The sequence below is a fragment of the Streptomyces sp. NPDC086080 genome, from assembly GCF_044540255.1.
Classification (GTDB): Bacteria; Actinomycetota; Actinomycetes; order Streptomycetales; family Streptomycetaceae; genus Streptomyces.
Genome location: NZ_JBITRU010000037.1, coordinates 24623 through 47178 on the forward strand (window position 1 = coordinate 24623; position 22556 = coordinate 47178).

Below are 22556 nucleotides of genomic sequence, written 5' to 3' on the forward strand. Positions count from 1 at the left end.
ACGACCGCGGCCGCGCACGGTGACGACACCGCAGACCTGGTCGTGGCCACACTCGGCGAACAGATCTCCGGCTCCTCCGACCGCGGCTCGATCCACGTCCTGTACGGGCCCATCGACGACGCACCCGCCGCAGGCGGCTACGTCGACTCCGGAAACATCACCGGCATCGGCGAGTTCGCCGGCAGTTCCCTTGCCCTCGGCCACTTCAACGACGACGACTACACGGACGTCGCCGTCGGCGTCTCCGACGAGGAGGTCGGCGACGAAGGAGCCGCCGGTCGGCTCGCGGTCCTCTACGGAAACGCCAGCGGCCTGTCCACCGGCCGCGTGAAGCTCTTCGACCAGGACAGCCCCGGCATCTCCGGTGCACCCGAATCCGAGGACTACTTCGCCTCCGCTCTCGCCGCGGGCGACTTCAACGGCGACGGCGTGGACGACCTGGTCGTCGGCATGCGCAGCGAGGCGGTCGGTTCGGCCACCGGCTCGGGTGCCTCCATGATCCTCTTCGGCAACACCACCGGCGGTATCACCACCAAGGGTGCGCTCTGGGTGGACCAGGACACCGAGGGAGTGCCGGGCACCATGGCTACCGACGACCACTTCGGCTGGACCGTCGGCGCACTGGACACCGACGGCAACGGCCGTGTAACCCCTGGTCGGAGCACCCGGCAACGCGGCCGGCACGGTAACCGTCCTCAAGGTGAAGCTGAGCACCCTGGAGTCCGCGACGGCCCTCGCCGAGGCCGACTTGGGCTGGTCCGCCGGCAGCGACGGCGACGCGTTCGGCATCGCGCTGCCGCACTGACGCAGTTCACTTCGGAGCTCGCCGTTCGGTTCGGGCGGCGGGCCCCGGCTCCTGCTTGAGATGTTGGCCGGATCTGTCTTTGCCAGGCGACTTCACGTAACCTCACGGCCCGTGAAGATCGCACGGATGACGCGGAGCCGCGTAAGGGATGCGGCCACCTTGGAGGGCCTCTACCAGCTGTACCAGGAAGGCAAGTACGAGGAGGCCGAGGCCGGAGCCAGAGCGCTGGAGGAGAAATCGGGGCGCAGGCGCAGGCGAAGTCGGGGCCTCGCGGTGGGGTGGCACGCCAAGGCTCTGGCCACGGCGGCGGCCTGTGCCCACGGGCGCGGGGAACAGGTGCTGGACGAGCTGGAATCTCTCACAGCGGAGTTGAGTGAGATGGCCGGCCCCGGCCGGGTACTGCTGCTGATGATCCGGAGCAACCGCATGCTGGTCCTCAACAGTGCGGGGCGCCACAGCGAGGCGGAGGCGGAGGGGCTGGACATACTGCGCGACCTGACGCGGCTCAAGCATCTGGCACCGGTGTGGCACATCGAGCTGTGCGTACTGGACAACCTGGTCGACGCGCTGTGCGGGCAAGCCCGCTATGAGGAGGCCGAGGCCATCGCCCGGGGGAATCTGCCCCGCGCCGAAGGGACGGCGGTCGCCGCTCTGCACTGCGGCCTGGTGCGCAGCCTGAACGGGCAGAAGCGGTACGACGAAGCGCTCACCGAGGCGCACCGGTTCACCCCACGTTGGGATCGGGGCCAGAGTGGGAGGCTGGGCACTGCCACGGCCGTCGCCCTGCATGGCCTGGGGCGCCGAAGTGAGGCGGAAGCGACGGTCCGTGAGGCGCTGAGCGACTGCGAGCGGTTTCTGCATCCCGACCACCCCCATGTGCGGGAAGCCCACACACTGCTGGCACGCATCACGGCCGACGACCCACCGGCGCCGGCAGCCGAGGAGGCCGCGCGCTGACTGCGGCGGCCTCTTCCCGTGAGGGTGAGTTCACCGCCAGGTGACGTTGGCGGCGTATAGCCGGCCCGACGGTCAGCGACACCGTCCAGGACACGGCCAGCAGACGCGTTGGCAAGGTGATGGACTTCGACGGCCGGCACGTGCAGCTGCGGCCGATCGGGGGTGGTCGCGAGTGGGATGCCGAGCCGGGGCGGTTCAGGGTAGCTTGGACCGGTACCTCGCATGCGCGGCATGCGAGTTCGACAGCTCCTGGGGGGCCGTGCAGGAATCGAGCTTGCCCGAGCTCATACGCCCATCCCGGTGACGGACAGCACGATTCGGCTGTCGGCCTTGTCAATGACGTGTCCTTCAGGGAGATCACTATCCGGGGTGTCGGCCGGGTGGATGGTCATGTGCGGTGCCGCTGCGCGGTCGGTACTCCAAGCGGTGATGTGGGCGATCAGACTGTGGGCCAGGGTCATCCCATCGGGGCCATAGCCGACCGCGCCGAGACGCGAGGGTCGCTGAGGGTCTGTGTTCTCCCGTTCGGCGATCAGGTAGGCGAGGGAGTTGCCAGAGACGAGCCCCGGGCTGCGGCTGGGAATGGCGGGGCGCCGTACACCGTCCTCGAGCGCCTGCTTGGTGGCTTCGATGCGGCAGACGGTGTCGTCAAAGGCGGTGGCGCGCAGCCAGATGCCGTCGAAGGTTTCCTCGCTACCGACCCGGGCTTGCGACCACAGTTCGGTAGGCGGGGTGGAGTAGACCTCGGCGAGTTGGTCGGGGTCGATTGGCTGGTCCTGGTCGTGGTGGAGACGGACGGTGCCGTGGGCCGGGTCGGTGGTCCGTTCGCCGTGCTGGCCGATGATGGGGACGAAGCCGCACAGTTCCATATCGTCGGAGACGAGGGTGTCGCCGTGGCGGGTGAGAGCGACGGAGCGGGTCTGGCCGCGCCAGCGGAGCGGGAGGACGAGCTGGCCGCAGTCGGCGAGCTGCTGCCACCAGGAGGCGGGCACGTCCCAGAGGCCGACGGTGGCGATCATCCGGTTGTAGGGGGCGTACTCGGGTGCGCCCTTCAGGCCGTCGCGTTCCATGACGCGGACGTGTTCGTAGCCGGTGCGGTTGAGGGCCTGGCGGGCATGCAGGGCGACACCGGGGTCAATGTCGATGGTGGTGATCTGTCCATCGGGGCTGACGAGTTCGGCGAGGAGGGCGGCGTTGTAGCCGGTGCCGGCACCGATCTCCAGGATGTGGTCGCCGGGCTGCGGGTCGAGCTGGGCAAGCATCATCGCGACCGTGGACGGCACGGAGGCGCAGGACAGGGCAAGAGGACCGTTGGGGTGGTCCTTGATGGTGACGGCCCGGTTGGTGTAGGCAGTGGCCGGGTCGAGACCTGGCAGGTGAAGGTCGCGGCGGACGGTGCGCAGAGCCTGTTCGATCGGGGCGGGTAGCGGGCGTTTGGCGATGATCTCGTCTACGAGCTGGTTGCGCAGGTCGTCGAGGGTGGGGGTGTCGTTCACAGGGGCTCTTTCAGTTGAGGAGGAGGCAGTTCTCCCACCCAGTGGCAACGGGGTGGGTGGGGTTGAGGGTGTGGAGCGCGAGCAGGATCCCGTCGCCGCCGGTCAGGAGCCCGGCGGTTCCGGGGAGCGCATGCTGTGCCACGTGGGCGGCGAAGCGGGAACGCAAACGCGGCAGCACGCGCCGGAGCACGCTGTCGGGGACGGTGTCGGCTGCGGCCCGGTCCATGACGAGACAAAGTCCGGCCCAGCCATGGCACACCGTGGCGTTGTCGATGCGGGCGAGCTGTTCGGGATCGGCGGCACAGGCCGTGAGGGCGTCCTCGGCCAGACGCTGGGTCGCCGCGCGGGAGCATGCGATTGCTGCGAGTTGGAGGGCGCGGGCAATGCCGGGAGTGCCATAGCACCACGATGGTCTTCCAGGACGCCTCGGCATGGTTGATCGGTCGATCCAGCCGTCGATGGTGAGGGTCTCCGGCCAGGCGGTTGCGCCGTTGGGGAGGTAGCTCGCTCGTCCTTCCAGCAGGCGACAGCAGTGGATCAGGGCCTGATGCTGGCCGGCCACACTGTGCCCGGCGCGGGCGCTGAGGGCGAGGAGCGCGATGGGCCCGGCGACACCGTGCGCCATCCCGAAGTTGCCGTGCCCCCTTGGCCAGGCGGCATCGGGCCGACCGCTCGGGCTGTCCGAGGTCCACCAACCCGGAACTGCCTCACCATGGACGATGACCGGTTGTTGGAGGAGCTGCACCAGGTAGCGAAGGACATCTTCGAGGAGCCCCGGGTGTGTGCCTCGATGCAGGAGGAGCGCGCCCAGTCCGGTGAGGCCGGAGATCAGGTCGTACTCCTGCATACGCGGCGGACGGCCGGTGTCCATACGGCGATGGGCTCCCGCGAGCCGTGTGCGTACGAGCGTGGCGAGCACGGTGTCTTCCGCCCGGATCTGGGAGCGCTGGGCGCGGGCGAACGCCTTCGAGGCGTCTTGGAGTTCGGCGCGCAGATGGGCGGGTGCCTTCTGGGCGGTGGCTTCCAGGAGTTCGCCGAGGGCGGTGATGTGGGCTTGGGCGTGGGTGTCGTCGGCGAGGTCGGTGTGGAGGGTGTCGAGGGCGTCGGTGGCTTGGTGCCAGGGGGTGCTGGGGTGGTGGCGGCGTGCGGTGGGGTGTTCTTCGGGCGTGCTGGATTCGAGGCGGGCCTTGATTTTGGGCAGGGAGAGGTCGGGGGAGATCTTGCTTCCGGGGTGGTAGATCTGCTCGCCGGCCTCGTTGACGTCGCCGGGGCGGCCGACGGCATATCCCAGGAGGTCCCCTGGCGGGCCGCGCCGGGCCTGGACCTCGATGCCGCTGGCTTCGAGGTAGGCGATGAATTCCTCGGCACCTGTCACGTGGGGGATGGCGGCCCGGATGCGGTCCTGGAGCCACTCTGGGCTGGGCTGTTCCCAGCCGAGTCGTTCGGCCTTGTGCACCTCGGCCTGGGTGGGGCGGCGGCCGCCGGTGCGGTCGGCCTTCTTCAGGCGGCGCAGCCCGTAGTCCTTCTCGATGTCGCGGCAGGCGTCGCCGACGCGGAGGCCGCTGTCGTGGAGTTTGGGGCGGCGGCCGTCTTCGCGGACGGTGGTGGCGAGGATGTGGATGTGGTCGTCGGCGTGGCGTACGGCGATCCAGCGGCAGGCCAGTTCATCCCCGGGCGGGGCGATGCCGGCGGCCTGGACGATGCGCTGGGCGATCTCGCCCCACTCGGCGTCGGAGAGGTAGCGGTCCTCGGGGGCGGCGTGGACCGGGCAGTGCCAGACGTGGTCGGTGACCGGCTTGCCGAACTCGCTGTTGCGCAAGGAGACCGGCTCGTCGAGGTAGCGGCCGAGTTCGGTGAGGGTGGCGTTCTCGTCGCGGCCGGGGTCGGGCATGCCGAGCATCGCGAATCCGGCCACGATGTGCGGGTCGAAGTGCTCGTCGTGGGTTCCGCGGCCGTAGAGGTAGGCGAGCAGGCCACGGGTGTTGGTCCCGGCGGGCTTGATGGCGGCGATCACGCTGGTCAGACCTCCTCCGGGTCGGCGGGCTGGCAGAGGGCCTCGGCGATCAGCTCCAGCAGGTGGTGGAGTTCGGTGAGGCGCTGACGGATGTCGGGTGGGGTGTGGTCGCTGTTGAGGGCGCGGGCGATCTGGTTGACGTTGACGCTGATCCGGTTGAGCTGGCGCAGAACCTGAGCGCGGAAGATGTGGGTGCGGCGGCGGTCTTCCGACAGGGGCAGGTTGGCGGTGAACCGGCCGGTGATGAAGGCGAGGACGATGTCGGCGGCGAAGCCGGAGTCGCCCTTGTAGCCGTGCTCGGCAGCGGCCTGCTGGAGACGGGCTCGCTGGTCTCCGGTGAAGCGCAGCGGGCCGACACGGTCGTTGCGCTTGGTGCCGGTGAAGCGGCGGATCGTGGGCTGCACGCTCTGCACGGCAGGCTCGCCGGCGGCGACGGCTGCGCTCTCTGCGGGGCGCAGGACGGCTCGCTGGACGGCGTGAAGCGTGTCCAGGTCGGAGCCGCCCTCGGCTCCGACCTCCTGGTCCGGCGCCCCCTGGCGCTGGGCCGTCTCCGCCACCCCCGGGGCGGAGATCCCTGACGTCCGGCCTTGAGTCGGACTCGGGGTACTACTGGCTCCGCCAGGGGCAGCCCGTCCGAACGCCTGCCGCAAACGCCCCATCAGCGTAGGGGACTTCGTCAGCGGCAGCGGCTCGTCGGGAGTGTGGTCGGAGCGGTGCGGGTCGTGCGTCACGGGCGGTTCTCCGGAAGAGGCGGGTCGGCGGGGAAGGACTGGGGGAAGGAGCGGCGGAGTGCTGGTGGTCGGCACGTCATCCACAGGTGTGGATAAGGGGGCGGTGAGCGGTGCGGTGGTCGGCCGGCCGGGGTGACCGGAAGGGGGTTCCGGTCACCCCTCAGGATTCCGGTCAGCCGCTGTCGGGACCGGTCTTGGCGGCGGCTTCGATTTCGGGCCGGAGCATCTCCATCACCTCGGTCTGCCGCCGACTGCTGATCGTCAGGTCCCTGTCCTTAACTGCCTTCCGGAGCAGGGACGGGCTGAGTGTGCCGTGCTCAGCGAGGGCGTGGTCCGTCTTTGCCGTCTTGGCCGTTGCCAGCGCAGGTCAGGGCCGGTACGGCAGAGGGGTCGGTGTTCCGTCCCGGCGGCGCTGGCGCGCCTTGGGGCGTGCGCGGGCGGTGGGGCTGCGGTCCAGTGGCCGTGGACGGGTCGCATCCGTCTTGCCGTCCCGGTCGACAGCGTCGTGACCTGCGCTGATACGACGGGGACGCCCGGGACGACACAAGACGGATCGGGGCAGCGTTCGGTTGGTGGCAGCGCGGTCGTCATGATCGCGTTGCCGTCTTGCCCCTGGTTTCCGTCCCGACTGCATGCCGTTTGACCTGCGGGATCACGGCAGGGACGGCAGGGACGGTCACCTGGGGGCCGCGCGGCTCAGTCCGAGCCGGGGGCATGCTCGGCGTTCACTGAGTGAACGGTGGGGCAGTAGCGCCGCCACGCGTCGAGGAACTTGTTGCGCATGTAGCCCTTGCGCTGTGTTCCATCGGCGAGGCGGACGTTGCCGGGCTTGATGTCGTACCGACGCAGCATCGCCGCCAGTTCGCGGGCGGTGCCCGCTGCGTCCCCATTCCGCCCACGGGCTCTCGGCGTTCTGCCGCAGGTGGTGCAGCAGCTCGTCGGTGGAGAGGCTGTCGACCTCGCGCTGGGCGACGAAGACCCGGCGGATGTCGGCGAGGATCCGGGCCTCGCCGGGCTGGTCCTCCTCCGCCTCGATCTCCGCGGCTACCATCCCCGCGCACGCTTCGCGGGCACGGCGGGGCCAGGGCCCGGCTGCGAGGTCGGCGACGATGATCAAGGGCTCCCAGGTGTCGGCGGCACGGTTCTCCACCGGCATGTCCGGCTCCAGATCCGCCGCCTCGTCCAGCAGCGGCCTGGCCCAGGCGGCGATACGGTCCCGCAGATCATGGAGTCCTGGGATGTCGCGGCGGGAGCGGAAGGGCTTGACGCTCTCGCCCTCCGCCCGGCGGCGCATCCGGATGACCACCGACCGGTCCATGATCGTGTCGGGCAGGTCGCCGATCCCGGCCAGGGCGGCCATGGCGAAGGTGGCGAACCGGTGCGGAGTGTGGTCGTTGCCGACCACCCGGGTCACGTAGCGGTTGCGCTGGTGGCCGGCGTTGAGCAGACCACGCATCTCCTCGTTCTTTTCCGCCTGCTTCGGCGTGCCGAAGATGGTGTCCGCCTCATCCACCAGCAGGGTGGGCGGCTCCTCGGTGATGGACCGGAAGACCGCCGCCGGGGTGGTGTTGATGGTGAGCATCGGCTCGTGGACCGTCTCGGTCAGCACGTCCAGCAGCCGCGACTTGCCGCACCGCTTCGCCGGCCCCACCACCACCAGACGCGGGGCATGCTGCCACGCGGGCTGCAGATGCGTCGCCGCCACCCACAGCGTGACCGCGTCCAGCGCCTCCGGCGAGGGCAGGATCACGAACCTGGCTATCTTCGCGCGCAGTTCGTCCAGCAGCGCCGAGCCCGGTGTCGGCTCCGGATCCAGGGGTGTGTCCGAGGGCGCGGCGGCTTCGACCGGCACGGTGTCCTCGGGTTCGCGCTGGTCGGGGTTGCCCGGCACCGCGACCAGCGGCCAGGCGGCGGTACCGGGCGCGGAATAGGGCTCGGGTGTCGTAGGTTGCACAGGGCGGCTCCTCTTCTGCGCCACCGGGCATGCAGGCCCGGTGCGCGCGGATCGTTCGTTGGATGCGGGCGGCGGGGTTTCCCGAGCCTCCGGCGTTGCTGCGCCGGAGGCTCGCTGCGTTCAGAGACTGAACACTCGCTCTGTCCCGAGACGGGACGCGTGCGTTGTTCCCCGAGGGAACACGGACAGTACGTCCACGCCCGTCGACAGTCCAGCGCTTCTGTGTCAGCTCAGCGCAGAACCGTCTGCTAAGCTGCCCCGCTTTCACGCCGCCAGTCCGAGCAGCTCCAGCAGGTCTGCGGTCACGACCCGGTAGGCGTTGCCTAGCCGCAGCACCTTGCACGGATACTCGCCCCGCTTCGCCAGCTCATACCCCTTGCTCCGCCCGAGCCCCATTGCTCGGTTGCTCGTATCCAGGTCAACAGCCACCGGCAGGGCGAGCAGCTCCTCCCGGCTCATCCCCTTCGAGCCCTTCGACTGTCCGTTCGTCGCGTCTTCGCGCATGCAGTGCGCCCCTTTCGGTACAGCCCTCGGCGAACGTGCCCATCACGTCCGGCTCCAGGCGGGTACCAACCATCATGCGCAAGCTACTGTGTCTTCATGACACAACGCCGTATGGATGCTGATGAGGACGACTTCCCGGAGTGGGCAGATCGGATCAATGCCAACGTGGCCGGCGAAGTCCGGCGCAGAAGGAAGGAGATGGGATGGAGCGCACAGGACTTGGCGGACCGGTGCGAGCAGCTCGGGCATCCCATCCCGCGCAACGTGATCGCCAACATGGAGTCTGGCCGTCGGGCCAATCTGCCGCTCGTGGACGTCATGGTCCTGGCGGCGGCCCTGGAGACGTACCCGGTCTGCCTGATCTTCCCGGTCGGTTACGTCGAGGAGACCCAGGAACTCCCCTTCCAGCACCTCATCCCCACCTGGGACGCGCTACGGCACTTCACCGGTGAAGAGGAGGTGCCGATGTACGACGCGGGCCTGGTCCCCGACTTCGAGCACCACGCCAGCCTCGCACAAACCGCCCTCGCCGCCCTCGAAGAGGAAGAACAGGCCCGGTTCGCGGCCAAGACCGCCACCAGCCGCGCCCAGCAAGAAGAAGCCGAGCGCAAGCGGACCAAGTACGCCGACCAGGCCATCTCCGCCAAGTACAGCCTCCGCCACCTCCGCCGCGAGCTCCGCGAGGAGGGCGCCACCCCACCCCGTCTGCCACACGCGCTGGGCGACGTAGACCCGCCCGATGAAGAACCCAACACCACCCCGGAGGAACGCGTTTGAAAGGCTCCACCCACCGCCGCTGCTACTGCCGCGACCCCAAGACCGGCAAACCGCTCGGCAAGAAGTGCCCCCAGCTCTCCAGCCGCAAGCACGGCTCGTACTCCATACGCCAGGAGCTCCCGCCCCACGAGGACGGCACCCGTCGCTCCTTCAGCCGCGCCGGCTACGACTCCCTGAAGGACGCTCAGGCGGACCTCGACCACGTCCGCTCGCTGCTCGCCCTGGCGGACAGGGACGACTCCGACAGCCTCCAGCACCTCGTCGCCATGCTGGAGGAGGTCTCAGTCGAGAAAGCCCCGCTGCCGGCCATCGAGGAGACCCGCCGCCGTCTGCGGGCCGACCTGGCCCTCCGCGGCAGCCTCACCGTCGGCGAGTGGCTCGACCAGTGGTTCGCCGCGAAGAAGCGCCGCAAGACCACGCTCAACGGCTACGCCTCCCACATCCGCGTCCATCTGAAGCCCCGCATCGGGCACGTACGCCTCGACCGCCTCAACGTCGGCCACCTGGTAGGGATGTTCGACGCGATCGCCGACGAGAACGAGGTGATCGCGGCCGAGAACGAAGCCCGGCGGGAGCAGATCGCCCGCTGCAAGCCGAGCAAGCCCGGTCGTCCCATCGGAGCCGAGCGCCAGCTGCTCGCGGCCGAACGGGCCAAGCTGGCGGAGATGAAGCCGTTCCGGAAGACAACCGGCCCGGCCAGTCGTCAGGCGATTCGCCGCACTCTCCGCGCGGCCCTCAACTCCGCGATCGCCCAGCAGCTGATCACCTTCAACCCGGCCTCCCACGTCGGGTTGGAGTCCGGCAGGCGCCCGAAGCCCCTCCTGTGGACGGACGAGCGGGTCCGGCGGTGGCGTGAGACGGGCGAGATGCCTGGCCCGGTCATGGTGTGGACCCCGCAGCAGTTCGGCGCCTTCCTCGACGCCGCCGAGGGCGACCGCCTGTACGCGATCTTCCCCCTCATGGGTACGCGCGGCCTCCGTCGCGGCGAGGCGGTCGGCCAGGACTGGCACGAGATCGACCTCGACGCCGGCCTCATCACCCCCGAGGAGATCGTGGTGGACGGCTGGGACCCCTACGAGTCCGAGCCGAAGACGGACGGCAGCGCGAGCACGATCGCGCTCGACAGCGTGAACATCGCCGCCCTACGCGACCACAAGGTCCGTCAGGAGAAGGAGCGCGCGGAGTGGGGCACCGCCTGGCAGAACACCGGAAAGGTGTTCACCAAGGAGGACGGCTCCTGGCTCCACCCGGAGACGGTCTCGGAAGGGTTGCCGCACCCTGGCCACAACCGACCTGCCACCCATCACCCTGCGGGACCTTCGTCACGTCGCCGCGACGCTCACGCACGGAGGCGGCGGCGACATCCACACGGTGAAGGAGACCCTGCGCCACTCCACCATCACGCTGACCTCGGACACATACACGAGCCTGCTCCCTGAGCTGGACCGCGACATCGCCGAGAAGGCAGCGATGCTGATCCCGCGATCGCGTCAAGCGGCTGCCGATTCGTCCGTCCAGGCTGCACCCGATCCGCAGGCCACGAACGCATCCGCTCACGCATCGCTCACGCAGTGGCTGGCAAACGAAGCAGCGCCCGACCCGACCGAAGCCGACTCAGGCGCTGCGTAGCAGGTCAGAGGGGGTACCCCCGCCCGCGAACCGTAGGCCCTGTGGGACTCGAACCCACAACCAATGGATTAAAAGTCCACTGCTCTGCCAATTGAGCTAAGGGCCCCTGGCGATGTTGCCTCCCCGAGCATAGCGGGACGTGACCGGGTCTCCGATCGGGTATCGGCGAGGCGGGTCCCGACGTGTCCCGCCCGGAACGCGGAAGGGCCCGCGCGACGCGTGTCGTGCGGGCCCTTCCGGTCAGCTCGGTGTCACCTCGGTGAGGCCGCGTCAGCCGTTGCGCTTCCAGCGCGGCTTGTCCTCGCGGCGGCCGAAGGAACCGGCCCCCCGGTGGTCGTCGCGCCGGCCGGACGGGCGGTCGTGGCCGCCGGTACGGAAGCCCGGGCGGTCGCCCTGGCGGTCGCGGTTGAACGGGCGGTCGCTGCCCCGGTGGCCGCCGCGCTCGTCACGGTGGAAACCGCCACGGTCACGGTCCCGGTCGCGGTCCCGGTTGAAGCCGCCCCGGTCGTCACGACGCTCGAAGGAACGCCCACCACGGTCACCGCGCTCACCACGGTCGTCACGGCGGAAACCGCCACGGTCACCGCCGCGGTCGTCACGGCGCTCGAAGGGACGTCCGCCGCGGTCGTCACGGCGGAAACCGCCACGGTCACCGCCGCGGTCGTCACGGCGCTCGAAGGGACGCCCACCACGGTCACCGCGCTCACCACGGTCGTCACGGCGGAAACCGCCACGGTCACGGTCCCGGTCGCGGTCCCGGTTGAAGCCGCCCCGGTCGTCACGACGCTCGAAGGAACGCCCACCACGGTCACCACGGTCGTCACGGCGGAAACCGCCACGGTCGTCACGGCGTTCACGACGCTCGTAGGGCGCCGAGGACTCCGGGCGCTCCACGCGCTCGGTCCGCTCGGCCTCCCGCGCGGTCTGCTGCTCGGGCAGCGACAGCTCGGCCTCGGCCGACGCCACGACGGCCGCCTCGGCCACCACCGTCTCCGGGTCCTCGCCACGCTCCCGCGCGGACCGGGCCAGCAGCCGGTCGGCCTCCCCGCGCAGCTCCGACGCACGGCGCTGCGCCCGCTCCAGCTCCTTGGTGAGCTGGGCGACCTCGCGCTCGGCCTGCTGTGCCGCGTTGCCCGCCGACTCGGCCTGCACCTCGGTCATCGACCGGGCACCGGTGATCTCGGCCACCTCCGGCTCGAAGGCCGCGCCGCCCTGGATGATGTGGCGCGTGGCGTCGACGCCCGCGTCCTCCATCAGCCGGAAGATCTGACGCCGCTGGTGCGGCAGGGACAGGGACACCACGGTGCCGGTGCGGCCGGCGCGCGCCGTGCGGCCCGCGCGGTGCAGGTAGTCCTTGTGGTCGCCGGCCGGGTCCACGTTGAGGACCAGGTCGATGCCGTCGACGTGGATACCGCGCGCCGCGACGTCCGTGGCGACCAGGACGTGGACGTAACCGTCCTTGAAGTCCGCCAGCGTCCGCGTGCGCGCGCCCTGCGTCATGCCGCCGTGCAGCGCGTCCGCCTTCACCCCGGCGTCGCGCAGCTGCTCGGCGACGCGGTCGGCGCCCAGCTGGGTACGCACGAAGATGATGGTGCGGCCCTTGCGGGAGGCGATGGCCGCGGTGACCGGCGCCTTGTCCTTGGGCTTCACGACGAGGATGTGGTGCGACATGGTCGTCACCGCGCCCTGTGCCGCGTCCACCTCGTGCGTCGCCGGCGCGTTGAGGTAGCGGTCGACGAGGGTCTTGATCTCGTTCTCCATGGTCGCGGAGAACAGCATGCGCTGGCCGCCCGCCGGGACCTGGTCGAGCAGCTCGGTGACCTCGGGCAGGAAGCCCAGGTCGGACATCTGGTCGGCCTCGTCGAGAACGGTGATCTGCACGTTCTCCAAGGAGCAGGCGCCGCGGTTGATGATGTCGCGCAGCCGGCCCGGGGTGGCGACGAGGATGTCGACCCCGCGCTCGAGGGCGTAGATCTGGTTGCCCATCGACGTGCCGCCGCAGACGACCTTCATCTTCAGGCCCATGACGTCGCCGTACGGCTGGAGCGCGTCGGCGACCTGCATGGCGAGCTCACGCGTCGGCGTCAGGATGACGGCGCGCGGCTTGTGCTTCTCGGTGCGGCCGCCGGCCAGCGTGGCCAGGGTCGGCAGACCGAAGGAGAGGGTCTTGCCGGAGCCGGTGCGGCCACGGCCGAGGATGTCCCTGCCGGCCAGGGCGTCCGGGATGGTCGCGGCCTGGATCGGGAAGGGGGTGGTCACGCCGTTCTGCGCGAGCTTGCGCACGACACCCTCGGGCAGGCCGAGGCCGGCGAAGGTGGGCTCGGAGGCCGTCGGCTCGGTGCTGACGTCGGTGTCGGTGTCCTCGATGTTCTCGATGGTGATGTCGGTGTCCTCGATGTTCTCGGGCACGACGACGTGATCAGTACTGGCGATGGGCATACGAATGCGAAACCTTCCGGAGTCTCTTCGGCACGCGCCCGTCAACTCCGTGATTCGCACTTCGCAATACGACCGCCTCGATGCGGTCCACCACGGCAAGGGAGAGACTACGCGCCACACGGCGCGCTCTGCAGTGGCGCCGGGCAAATAGGATCAAACGATCTGCCACCATACGCACCCCGGTACCCCGAAAGCAAACCGGCAGGTGAACGCGGGGTTCGAGGGGCAGGGCCGGCACGGAGGAGGACCCTAGACCGGCGCCCCCGCTTCCGGCGCCGGTTCCCGCCGCGCCAGCTGCGTCCCGGGCGGCGGGTGTGCCGACGAGGACGGTTCCGCCTGGGTCGGCTCCGGTGGGGCCGACGGCTCGGGCGGCGCCGGTGTGGGCTCCGGGTCCGGAGTCCGCGAGGGCTCCGGAGGCTCCTGACCGTCGTCGGGGGCCGGCCCCGGGAGACCGCCGGGATCGCCGTCGGCCGGCTCCGGCCGGCTCGCCCCCGGGGACGGCGAGGCCCCGGGCGACGCCGACGCCCCCGCCCCGTCCTTCCTCCGCTTGCCCGTCCGCCTTTTGTCCTTGCCCCCGTCCACGCGCTCGCCGCCGTCCGCCGCGGCGCCGTACCCGGCACCGCCGCCCGGCCCGGTACCGCCGCCGTCCGGCGCGTCACCGTCCGACCGCCCCACCGAGTGCGACGGCCCGCCGGCGCCGCCGGCGCCGCTCCCACCCACGCTCACACAGCCTGCGGCGGCGGCGACAACGACGACGGTGGCGGCCAGGCGGACAGGTACGTACAAGCGGCGCACGGAGCCACCTCCGATGGGAGTACAGGGTCGACAACCCCAACTCCCGCCACCCGCCGGAGGACACGCGTACGGCCCGGGGCGGCGTTCACGTCACACACCGCGGACCCGGCGGAGGGTGAACGGGACCCCTACCCGTAGCCGAGCGCGTGCAGCCGGGCGTCGTCGATCCCGAAGTGGTGCGCGATCTCGTGCACCACCGTGATCTCCGTCTCGGCGACCACGTCCTCCCGGGACTCGCACATCCGCAGCGTCGGCCCCCGATAGATGGTGATCCGGTCCGGCAGCACCCCGGCGTACCACTCACCCCGCTCCGTCAGCGGAGTCCCCTCGTACAGCCCGAGCAGCTCCGGATCGTCCGCCGGCGGTTCGTCCTCGACGAACACCGCGACGTTGTCCATCAGCCGCATCAGCTCCGGCGGAATCCGGTCCAGCGCCTCGGAGACCAGCTCCTCGAACATCTCGCGCGTCATCTCCAGCACAGAGCCATTGTCGGGTACGGGCCGTCCGGGCGAGCGGCGCGAGGCACTTGCATATCGGTCCACAACGTGAGCACATGGGACCAATGGCCCGCGTCCCCTCCGCCGTCAAGAACACCCTCCACCGCATCCGACGGGTCCCGCGGGCCCTTGCCCGCCGCCCCTCGCCCACGCCCCCGGCGCCCGCCCTGGTCCCGGCGTCACGCCCCTGGGCGCGGGCGCTCGGTCTCGTCGCCGTGGTCGTCCTCGGCGCCTGGCTCGGTCTGCTCGTCGTCGGGAACGTCCGCGTCCCCGTGGGGCCCATGGACACCACCATGGCCCTGCGCCCCTCCTTCACCGGCGGCACCAAGATCAATGTCTCGCCCCTGGGCGCCCTCCGCCTCGACAGCCACACCGCCCCCGTGCGCCTCGACGTCAACATCGACCAGCTCGACCCCGCACGCTCCCAGGTCCTGGTGGACCACCCCGAGCGCCTCTCCGGCCTCCAGGACGAGGTCACCCAGGACGTCGCCCGCGGCACCGCCGACCTCGCCGTACGCTCCGTCGTCGCCGTCGTCACCGGCGCCACCGCGCTCGGTCTGGTCATCTACCGCCGCCCGCGCCGTGCCCTCGCCGCCGGCGGCCTCGCCCTCACCCTGCTGGCCGCGTCCGGCGGCACCGCCTACGCCACGTGGAACCCCGACTCGGTCCTGGAGCCCAAGTTCTCCGGCCTGCTCTCCTCGGCCCCCTCACTCGTCGGCGACGCGCGCAGCATCGTCACCGAGTTCGACGTCTACCAGCAGGAGCTGGCCCGCCTCGTCACCAACGTGACCAAGCTCTACGACGCCACCTCCACCCTCCCCGTCTACCGGCCCGACCCGACCACCCTCCGCGTCCTGCACGTCTCCGACCTCCACCTCAACCCCGCCGGCTGGAAGATCGTCGCCTCGCTGGTGAAGCAGTACCGGGTGGATGTGATCGTCGACACCGGCGACACGATGGACCACGGCACCGCCGCCGAGAACGGCTTCCTGGACCCCATCGAGAAGCTCGGCGCCCCCTATGTCTGGGTCCGCGGCAACCACGACTCGCTCGTCACCCAGCGGTACCTCGAAGGCCTGAAGAACGTCCACGTGCTCGACGACGGCAGGGCGAAGACCGTGGCCGGGCTGCGCTTCGCCGGCATCGGCGACCCGCAGTTCACCCCCGACCGCACGAACAAGCCCGGTGCCGAGCAGTCCCAGGAGCTGGCCGGCGCCCGCCTTGCCTCGGCCCTGCGCGACCAGCGCGCCGCCGGCACCCCGGTGGACGTCGCACTCGTCCACGAACCCTCGGCCGCCCGCGAGGTCGACGGCACCGTGCCGCTGGTCCTGGCCGGTCACCTGCACCGCGAGGACTCGGAGGTCATGCGGTACGGCACCCGGCTCCGCGTGGAGGGCTCCACGGGCGGCAGTGGCCTGCGCGCCATCGAGGGCGAGTACCCCGATCCCATCGAGACGTCGATCCTCTACTTCGACCGTGACAGCCGCCGCCTCCAGGCGTGGGACTCGATCGAACTGGGCGGGCTCGGCCTGACCACGGCGGAGGTCAGCCGGCACCTTCCCGAGGAGAACCAGCCGGGCGCGGGAACCTCGCCCTCACCCTCGGGCACCACCCCGTCCTCGCCCTCCGCAGCTCCCCCGGCCACCGCACCGTCACCCTCCCCCGGAAGCCGCTCGACCCCCGCGCCGTAAACCGTTTTGGCGAACGCTCCCGGGACCACGTATGCTTCTCACGTCCCCGACGCGCCGGAAGGCGCCCAGGCGGGCCGATAGCCCTCATCGTCTAGCGGCCTAGGACGCCGCCCTTTCAAGGCGGTAGCACGGGTTCGAATCCCGTTGGGGGCACGCACCACCCTGTGCGACACTGTCGTACGACACGCTTGGTCCTGTGGAGCAGTTTGGAGTGCTCGCCACCCTGTCAAGGTGGAGGCCGCGGGTTCAAATCCCGTCAGGACCGCTGGTGTTTCACGTGAAACACCTCGGCTGGGTAGCTCAGTTGGTACGAGCGATCGCCTGAAAAGCGATAGGTCGCCGGTTCGACCCCGGCCCCAGCCACAGCAAAGGCCCCGATCATCGATCGGGGCCTTGTTGTGTGCCCCGGCAAAATCGTTGGCCGCGCATTTCCGCGGGATGAGACCCTGGAGTCCGTATGTCTACGCACTCTGCCCCCGTTCTCGGCTCCCTCGCCTCCCGTCTCACCGAACTGTCGCTGCGCGACGCACACCGGCTCGGGCGGCGTCTCGAGGGTGCCCGCAAGATCCGTAAGCCGGAGGCTCGCGCCGCCGTGCTCACCGAGATCGAGACGGAGGTCACCGCGGCCGAGGAGCGGATGACGAAACGGCGCGCCCGGGTGCCGGAGATCCGGTATCCGGAGCAGCTGCCCGTCAGCCGGCGGAAGGACACGATCGCCGAGGCGATCCGCGATCACCAGGTGGTGATCGTCGCCGGTGAGACGGGCTCCGGCAAGACCACGCAGATCCCGAAGATCTGTATGGAGCTGGGCCGGGGCGTCCGGGGCATGATCGGGCACACCCAGCCCCGCCGGATCGCCGCCCGTACGGTCGCCGAGCGGGTCGCGGAAGAGCTGGAGACCCCGCTGGGTGAAGCCGTCGGCTGGAAGGTCCGCTTCACCGACCAGGTGAATCCGGACGCCACGTTCGTCAAGCTGATGACCGACGGCATCCTCCTCGCGGAGATCCAGACCGACCGTGAGCTGCGCGCCTACGACACGATCATCATCGACGAGGCGCACGAGCGGTCGCTCAACATCGACTTCCTGCTCGGCTATCTCGCGCAGCTGCTGCCGAAGCGTCCGGATCTGAAAGTCGTCATCACATCGGCGACCATCGACCCGGAGCGGTTCTCCCGGCACTTCGGCGACGCCCCCATCATCGAGGTCAGCGGGCGGACGTATCCGGTGGAGGTGCGGTACCGGCCGCTGCTGGAGGAGGACTCGGACAACCCCGACCGGGACCAGATCACGGCGATCACGGACGCCGTCGAGGAGCTGATGGCGGAGGGGCAGGGCGACATCCTGGTGTTCCTCTCCGGTGAGCGGGAGATCCGGGACACGGCGGACGCGCTGACGAAGAAGCGGTACCGGTCGACCGAGGTGCTGCCGTTGTACGCCCGGCTGTCGCACGCCGAGCAGCACCGGGTGTTCCAGCAGCACAGTGGCCGCAGGATCGTTCTGGCGACCAACGTGGCCGAGACCTCCCTCACCGTGCCGGGCATCAAGTACGTCATCGATCCCGGGTTCGCCCGTATCTCCCGGTACAGCCATCGCACCAAGGTGCAGCGGCTGCCGATCGAGGCGGTGTCGCAGGCGAGCGCCAACCAGCGCAAGGGCCGCTGCGGGCGTACGTCGGACGGCATCTGTATCCGGCTGTACAGCGAGGACGACTTCCTGGCCCGTCCGGAGTTCACCGACGCCGAGATCCTGCGGACCAACCTCGCCTCGGTGATCCTGCAGATGACGGCGGCCGGCCTGGGCGAGATCGAGAAGTTCCCCTTCATCGACCCGCCGGACCACCGCAACATCCGTGACGGTGTGCAGCTGCTCCAGGAGCTGGGCGCGCTGGACGCGGCGCAGAAGGACCCCCGCAAGCGCCTGACGCAGACCGGGCGGAAGCTGGCACAGCTGCCGGTGGACCCCCGGCTGGCGCGCATGGTGCTGGAGGCGGACCGGAACGGCTGCGCCCGCGAGGTCATGGTCATCGCGGCGGCGCTGTCGATCCAGGACCCGCGCGAGCGGCCCGCGGACAAGCAGACCCAGGCCGACCAGCAGCACGCCCGCTTCCGCGACGAGTCCAGCGACTTCCTGGCGTTCCTCAACCTGTGGCGGTACATCCGGGAGCAGCAGAAGGAGCGCGGCTCGTCCTCGTTCCGCCGGATGTGCAAGCAGGAGTATCTGAACTACCTGCGCATCCGTGAGTGGCAGGACATCTACACGCAGCTGCGGACGGTCGCCCGGCAGATGGGCATCCATCTGAACGAGGACGACGCCGCCGAGGACCACATCCATGTGTCGCTGCTCGCCGGTCTGCTGTCGCACATCGGCATGAAGGACGTGAAGGAGTCCAAGGACTCCGGTCAGGGCGGTGGCCGCAAGGACGGCGGCCGCAACGAGTATCTGGGCGCGCGGAACGCCAAGTTCGCGATCTTCCCCGGCTCGGCGCTGTTCAAGAAGCCTCCGCGGTTCGTGATGTCGGCCGAACTGGTGGAGACGTCCCGGCTGTGGGCGCGGGTCAACGCGAAGATCGAGCCGGAGTGGGTGGAGCCACTCGCGGAGCACCTGCTCAAGCGCACGTACAGCGAACCGCACTGGGAGAAGGACCAGGCGGCCGTGATGGCGTACGAGAAGGTCACGCTGTACGGCGTGCCGATCGTGGCGCAGCGCAAGGTGAACTACGGCCGGATCGACCCGGAGGTCTCCCGGGAGCTGTTCATCCGCAACGCGCTGGTCGAGGGCGACTGGCGTACGCATCACAAGTTCTACGCGGACAACCGGCGGCTGCTGACCGAGGTCGAGGAGCTGGAGCACCGCGCCCGGCGCCGGGACATCGTGGTCGACGACGAGACCCTGTTCGACTTCTACGACCAGCGGATCCCCGAACACGTGGTGTCGGGGGCGCACTTCGACTCGTGGTGGAAGCACAAGCGGCACGAGCAGCCGGACTTCCTGGACTTCGAGCGGGAGATGCTGATCCGTGAGTCGGCGGAGGCGGTCACCAAGGCCGACTATCCCGATGCGTGGCGTCAGGGTCCGCTGAAGTTCCGGGTGACGTACCAGTTCGAGCCGGGCGCGGATGCCGACGGTGTGACGGTCCACGTGCCGTTGCAGGTGCTGAACCAGGTGACGGACGAGGGCTTCGACTGGCAGATCCCGGGTCTGCGGGAGGAGGTCGTCACGGAGTTGATCCGTTCCCTGCCCAAGCCGATCCGGCGGAACTACGTGCCGGCGCCGAACTTCGCGCGGGCGTTCCTGGAGCGGGCGGTGCCCTTGCAGGAGCCGCTGACGGTCACGATGGCCCGCGAGCTGAAGCGGATGGTCGGCGTGCCGTTCGTGGCGGAGGACTTCGACTGGTCGCGCGTTCCCGACCATTTGAAGGTGACGTTCCGGATCGTCGACGAGCGGCGACGCACCCTTGCCGAGGACAAGGATCTGGAGGCGCTGAAGCTCCGGCTGCGGCCGAAGGCCCGCAAGGCGCTGTCGCAGGCGGCCGCCGCGACCGCGCAGCGGCAGGGCGGCGAGTCGCTGGAGCGCAAGGGGCTGACGGACTGGACGATCGGCTCGCTCACCCGGGTGTTCGAGACGCGTCGTGCGGGTCAGCCGGTGAAGGCGTATCCGGCCCTGGTGGACGACGGTGACACCGTCTCGGTCCGGCTGTTCGACTCGGAGGCCGAGCAGGCGGAGGCGATGTGGAAGGGCACGCGGCGGCTGATCCTGCTCGGGATTCCGGTGAACCCCGCGAAGTTCGCTTCCGAAAAGCTGACCAACCCTCAGAAGCTGGCGCTGTCCGCGAATCCGCACGGTTCCGTCCAGGCCCTGTTCGACGATTGCGCGACGGCCGCGGCGGACAGGCTGATCGCGGATTTCGGTGGTCCGGTGTGGGACGAGGAGTCGTTCCGGAAGCTGTTCGACAAGGTCCGCGCGGAGATCGTCGACACGACGGTCCGCGCGGTGGGCCAGGTGCAGCAGGTACTGGCCGCCTGGCAGGCCTGTGAGCGCCGCCTGAAGGGCGTACGGAGCCCCGCGCTGCTGGCGAACCTGCAGGACGTACGGACACAGCTGGACGGGCTCGTACGGCCGGGTTTCGTGACGGAGGCGGGACTGCGGCGGCTGCCGGACCTGATGCGGTATCTGGTGGCCGCGGACCGCCGGCTCCAGCAGATGGCGGCGAACGCGCAACGGGACACCACGCGTATGGCGAAGGTCCACGAGATGCTGGACGAGTACGCGTGGCTGCTGGAGCAGATGCCGCAGGGGCGGCCCGTTCCGCGTCAGGTCCTGGACATCCGCTGGATGATCGAGGAGCTGCGGGTCAGCTACTTCGCGCACGCGCTCGGCACGGCGTACCCGGTGTCGGACAAGCGGATCGTGAAGGCGATCGACACGCTCGCACCGTAACCGCGTCCGGACACAGTGTGAGTTCGACCAGGGGGGCGCCGCTCCTGTACAGTCCTTCTCGCAGCGCAACGCACGATCGGCGCCGCGAAACCTGGTCCTGTGGAGCAGTTTGGAGTGCTCGCCACCCTGTCAAGGTGGAGGCCGCGGGTTCAAATCCCGTCAGGACCGCAGTAGCGGAAGGCCCGCACCCCGCAAGGGGACCGCGGGCCTTCCGCATACCCCGGCCACTTCAGGCCGCGCCCCGCGGCGGAGCCGCGATCGGACACAGCACATCCCGTCAGGACCGCAGTAGCGGAAGGCCCGCACCCCGCAAGGGGACCGCGGGCCTTCCGCATCCCCCCACCCCCCAGGCCGCGCGACCGGACACAGTCCACCACGTGAGGGAGCCCGGGTCCTCGGACCCGGGCTCCCTCACGTGTTCCGGGGCGCCGTGCGCCCCCTCTGCGGCTCTGCGCCGTCTTGACGGGCCCGCCGCGCCTCGGTAACCCAGGAAGCGGGGCGTGACTCCGTGAGGCCCCTGGAGGTGGCGTATGCCCGCATCGGCCAGGCACGAGACGCGGGCGTTGCTCCGTGCGCATCTGTCGGCCGCGTCGTCCTACGGGCATCTGATGCGTCACTGCCCCATCTGCCACCGCCTGTTGCGGCTCGCGCTGGACTCCCCGGCCGGCTCCCCGGAGGCCGCCGAGGAACAAGCCGCCCCCAACGGGCGTTCTCATTAGCGCATATGCCACAGGCTCAACAAGCCGACTGGTATGTGACGGGTGTCACCGTATGAGTTTTGGAAAGTGCGGTACTTACACCTGCCCTACACCAAGTCAATTTAATATGTGCAATTGCACTGCTCGGAGACGTACACGCCGACCCGCACCGAGGGGATCCCCCATCCGTCCCCAGGCTCGGACAAGCCCGCACACGGAGCGCCCCCGGCCCTCGCCCGGAGGCGTCGCCACCCCCTCAGCAGCGCACAAAAAAGATCGCGCTGGACCCGGCGGAGTCCAGCGCGATCGACGACGTGCCCTTGTTCAGTTACCTGGAATGCTCTGATCTGCTGGGGCGAGGGGCCTGTTGGGGCAGTCCCCGCGTCGCTTGGAGCTGAGGTTCCCGGACGTCTCGACCAGTGGGGGACCAGCCGGTTGCGCCCGGTTCACGCGGTTGTTCAGGCCTCGCTGCGCTGCTGCGGAATGCCCGCGAGCAGTGCGCGGACCTCTGCTTCGCGGTAGCGGCGGTGCCCGCCGAGCGTGCGGATCGACGTGAGCTTGCCAGCCTTTGCCCACCGCGTGACCGTCTTCGGGTCGACGCGGAACATGGTGGCGACCTCAGCCGGGGTCAGCAGCGGCTCGGCATCAGGGGTGCGAGCGGTCATGAGCGGCCTCCTCGGGAGAACCGAACCTTCTCGGTTCTTTCCTCTAAATTCTGCACCTTGACCCGCGTTGCCCGAAATGGCGGACGCGGGTCGAGTCGGTTATAGGACGAACGGCTTGTCCTCGGCACTACAACTACACCATCTGTCCAACCACGTCGGCCAAACCGATGGAATTGCCCTCCCAGGTGTTCATCAGCCGCGGAAGCCGATGGACCATGCCATAGCGGACAGTCACGCCCTTGTGACGATCAGTCACAGCAGCGATCAGGAGTCACCAGACCCCCCAAAGCGTGCAATGCTGAGATTCCACCCATAGTCGAGCACAGTAGGACGAGGAGCCCTCCCCGGACTCCTTGTCCTATTTTGGCATGAGGGTGGGCAAGGGGCGCAAGGGGCGCGTAAGTGCGGTCCGTCACGCTTGACGCGCTTGGGGCATACGACCTGGATCGGCCGCTACGTCCGATGC

The 22556-nt window shown here is 69.8% G+C and carries 13 protein-coding genes, 5 tRNA genes and 2 pseudogenes; 11 read left to right on the forward strand and 9 right to left on the reverse strand.

Annotated features, from left to right (window positions below; all coding sequences use genetic code 11):
* Window positions 1-42: 42 nt before the first annotated feature.
* Together ACIF9R_RS32020 and ACIF9R_RS32025 are read left to right on the forward strand one after the other, a co-directional pair.
* Window positions 43-864 carry an FG-GAP repeat protein gene (locus ACIF9R_RS32020; RefSeq protein ID WP_399985916.1) on the forward strand — a complete coding sequence of 274 codons (822 nt, stop codon included), beginning with the start codon at window positions 43-45 and terminating at the stop codon, window positions 862-864.
* Window positions 865-916: 52 nt separating this feature from the next.
* A complete protein-coding gene (locus tag ACIF9R_RS32025) occupies window positions 917-1762 on the forward strand; it encodes a hypothetical protein (protein WP_399985917.1) in 846 nt (281 codons plus the stop codon).
* Window positions 1763-2046: 284 nt separating this feature from the next.
* Here the strand turns inward: ACIF9R_RS32025 and fxlM are convergent, their stop codons facing one another.
* The 5 genes and pseudogenes from fxlM to ACIF9R_RS32050 form a co-directional block, all read right to left on the reverse strand.
* Window positions 2047-3258 (reverse strand): methyltransferase, FxLD system, encoded by a 1212-nt coding sequence (gene fxlM, locus ACIF9R_RS32030; RefSeq protein WP_399985918.1) that lies wholly within the window; start codon window positions 3256-3258, stop codon window positions 2047-2049.
* Between the two features lie 10 nt (window positions 3259-3268).
* Complete coding sequence (locus ACIF9R_RS32035; protein ID WP_399985919.1) at window positions 3269-5272, reverse strand: lanthionine synthetase LanC family protein; 2004 nt, start codon at window positions 5270-5272, stop codon at window positions 3269-3271.
* Window positions 5273-5277: 5 nt separating this feature from the next.
* A complete protein-coding gene (gene mobC, locus ACIF9R_RS32040) occupies window positions 5278-5829 on the reverse strand; it encodes a plasmid mobilization relaxosome protein MobC (RefSeq protein WP_399985920.1) in 552 nt (183 codons plus the stop codon).
* 870 nt (window positions 5830-6699) lie between these two features.
* Window positions 6700-7957, reverse strand: a pseudogene (locus ACIF9R_RS32045) (DUF3631 domain-containing protein).
* A gap of 264 nt (window positions 7958-8221) precedes the next feature.
* On the reverse strand, window positions 8222-8461 hold the full coding sequence (locus ACIF9R_RS32050; RefSeq protein ID WP_399985921.1) for a hypothetical protein: 240 nt from the start codon (window positions 8459-8461) through the stop codon (window positions 8222-8224).
* A 111-nt stretch (window positions 8462-8572) separates the two neighbouring features.
* Between ACIF9R_RS32050 and ACIF9R_RS32055 the strand changes: the two genes are divergently transcribed.
* Together ACIF9R_RS32055 and xerC are read left to right on the forward strand one after the other, a co-directional pair.
* Window positions 8573-9238, forward strand: coding sequence for a helix-turn-helix domain-containing protein (locus ACIF9R_RS32055; protein WP_399985949.1), 666 nt, complete (start codon window positions 8573-8575; stop codon window positions 9236-9238).
* A pseudogene (gene xerC / locus ACIF9R_RS32060) lies at window positions 9235-10867 on the forward strand (tyrosine recombinase XerC). Before ACIF9R_RS32055 ends, xerC begins: the two are co-directional and overlap by 4 nt.
* A 33-nt stretch (window positions 10868-10900) precedes the next feature.
* On the opposite strand, the gene ACIF9R_RS32065 reads toward xerC, so the two are convergent.
* The 3 genes from ACIF9R_RS32065 to ACIF9R_RS32075 form a co-directional block, all read right to left on the reverse strand.
* A tRNA-Lys gene (locus tag ACIF9R_RS32065) sits at window positions 10901-10973 on the reverse strand.
* 164 nt (window positions 10974-11137) lie between these two features.
* Window positions 11138-13306 (reverse strand): DEAD/DEAH box helicase, encoded by a 2169-nt coding sequence (locus ACIF9R_RS32070; RefSeq protein WP_399985922.1) that lies wholly within the window; start codon window positions 13304-13306, stop codon window positions 11138-11140.
* A gap of 923 nt (window positions 13307-14229) precedes the next feature.
* Complete coding sequence (locus ACIF9R_RS32075; RefSeq protein WP_189557072.1) at window positions 14230-14580, reverse strand: metallopeptidase family protein; 351 nt, start codon at window positions 14578-14580, stop codon at window positions 14230-14232.
* Between the two features lie 83 nt (window positions 14581-14663).
* Between ACIF9R_RS32075 and ACIF9R_RS32080 the strand changes: the two genes are divergently transcribed.
* The 7 genes from ACIF9R_RS32080 (at window position 14664) to ACIF9R_RS32110 (ending at window position 21446) form a co-directional block, all read left to right on the forward strand.
* Entirely contained in the window at window positions 14664-16289 is a 1626-nt protein-coding gene (locus ACIF9R_RS32080) for a metallophosphoesterase (RefSeq protein ID WP_399985950.1), read from the forward strand.
* An 80-nt stretch (window positions 16290-16369) separates the two neighbouring features.
* Window positions 16370-16442, forward strand: a tRNA-Glu gene (locus ACIF9R_RS32085).
* 37 nt (window positions 16443-16479) lie between these two features.
* Window positions 16480-16554: transfer RNA gene (locus tag ACIF9R_RS32090), tRNA-Asp, on the forward strand.
* A 24-nt stretch (window positions 16555-16578) separates the two neighbouring features.
* Window positions 16579-16652: transfer RNA gene (locus ACIF9R_RS32095), tRNA-Phe, on the forward strand.
* A 94-nt stretch (window positions 16653-16746) separates the two neighbouring features.
* Window positions 16747-20727: an ATP-dependent RNA helicase HrpA gene (gene hrpA / locus ACIF9R_RS32100; RefSeq protein WP_399985923.1), complete on the forward strand. Its 3981-nt coding sequence runs from the start codon at window positions 16747-16749 to the stop codon at window positions 20725-20727.
* Between the two features lie 93 nt (window positions 20728-20820).
* A tRNA-Asp gene (locus tag ACIF9R_RS32105) sits at window positions 20821-20895 on the forward strand.
* A 362-nt stretch (window positions 20896-21257) separates the two neighbouring features.
* Window positions 21258-21446 carry a DUF6274 family protein gene (locus ACIF9R_RS32110; RefSeq protein ID WP_399985924.1) on the forward strand — a complete coding sequence of 63 codons (189 nt, stop codon included), beginning with the start codon at window positions 21258-21260 and terminating at the stop codon, window positions 21444-21446.
* Between the two features lie 437 nt (window positions 21447-21883).
* Here ACIF9R_RS32110 and bldC read toward each other — a convergent pair whose 3' ends face one another.
* Window positions 21884-22090, reverse strand: coding sequence for a developmental transcriptional regulator BldC (bldC, locus tag ACIF9R_RS32115; RefSeq protein WP_003949541.1), 207 nt, complete (start codon window positions 22088-22090; stop codon window positions 21884-21886).
* Window positions 22091-22556 lie beyond the last annotated feature (466 nt).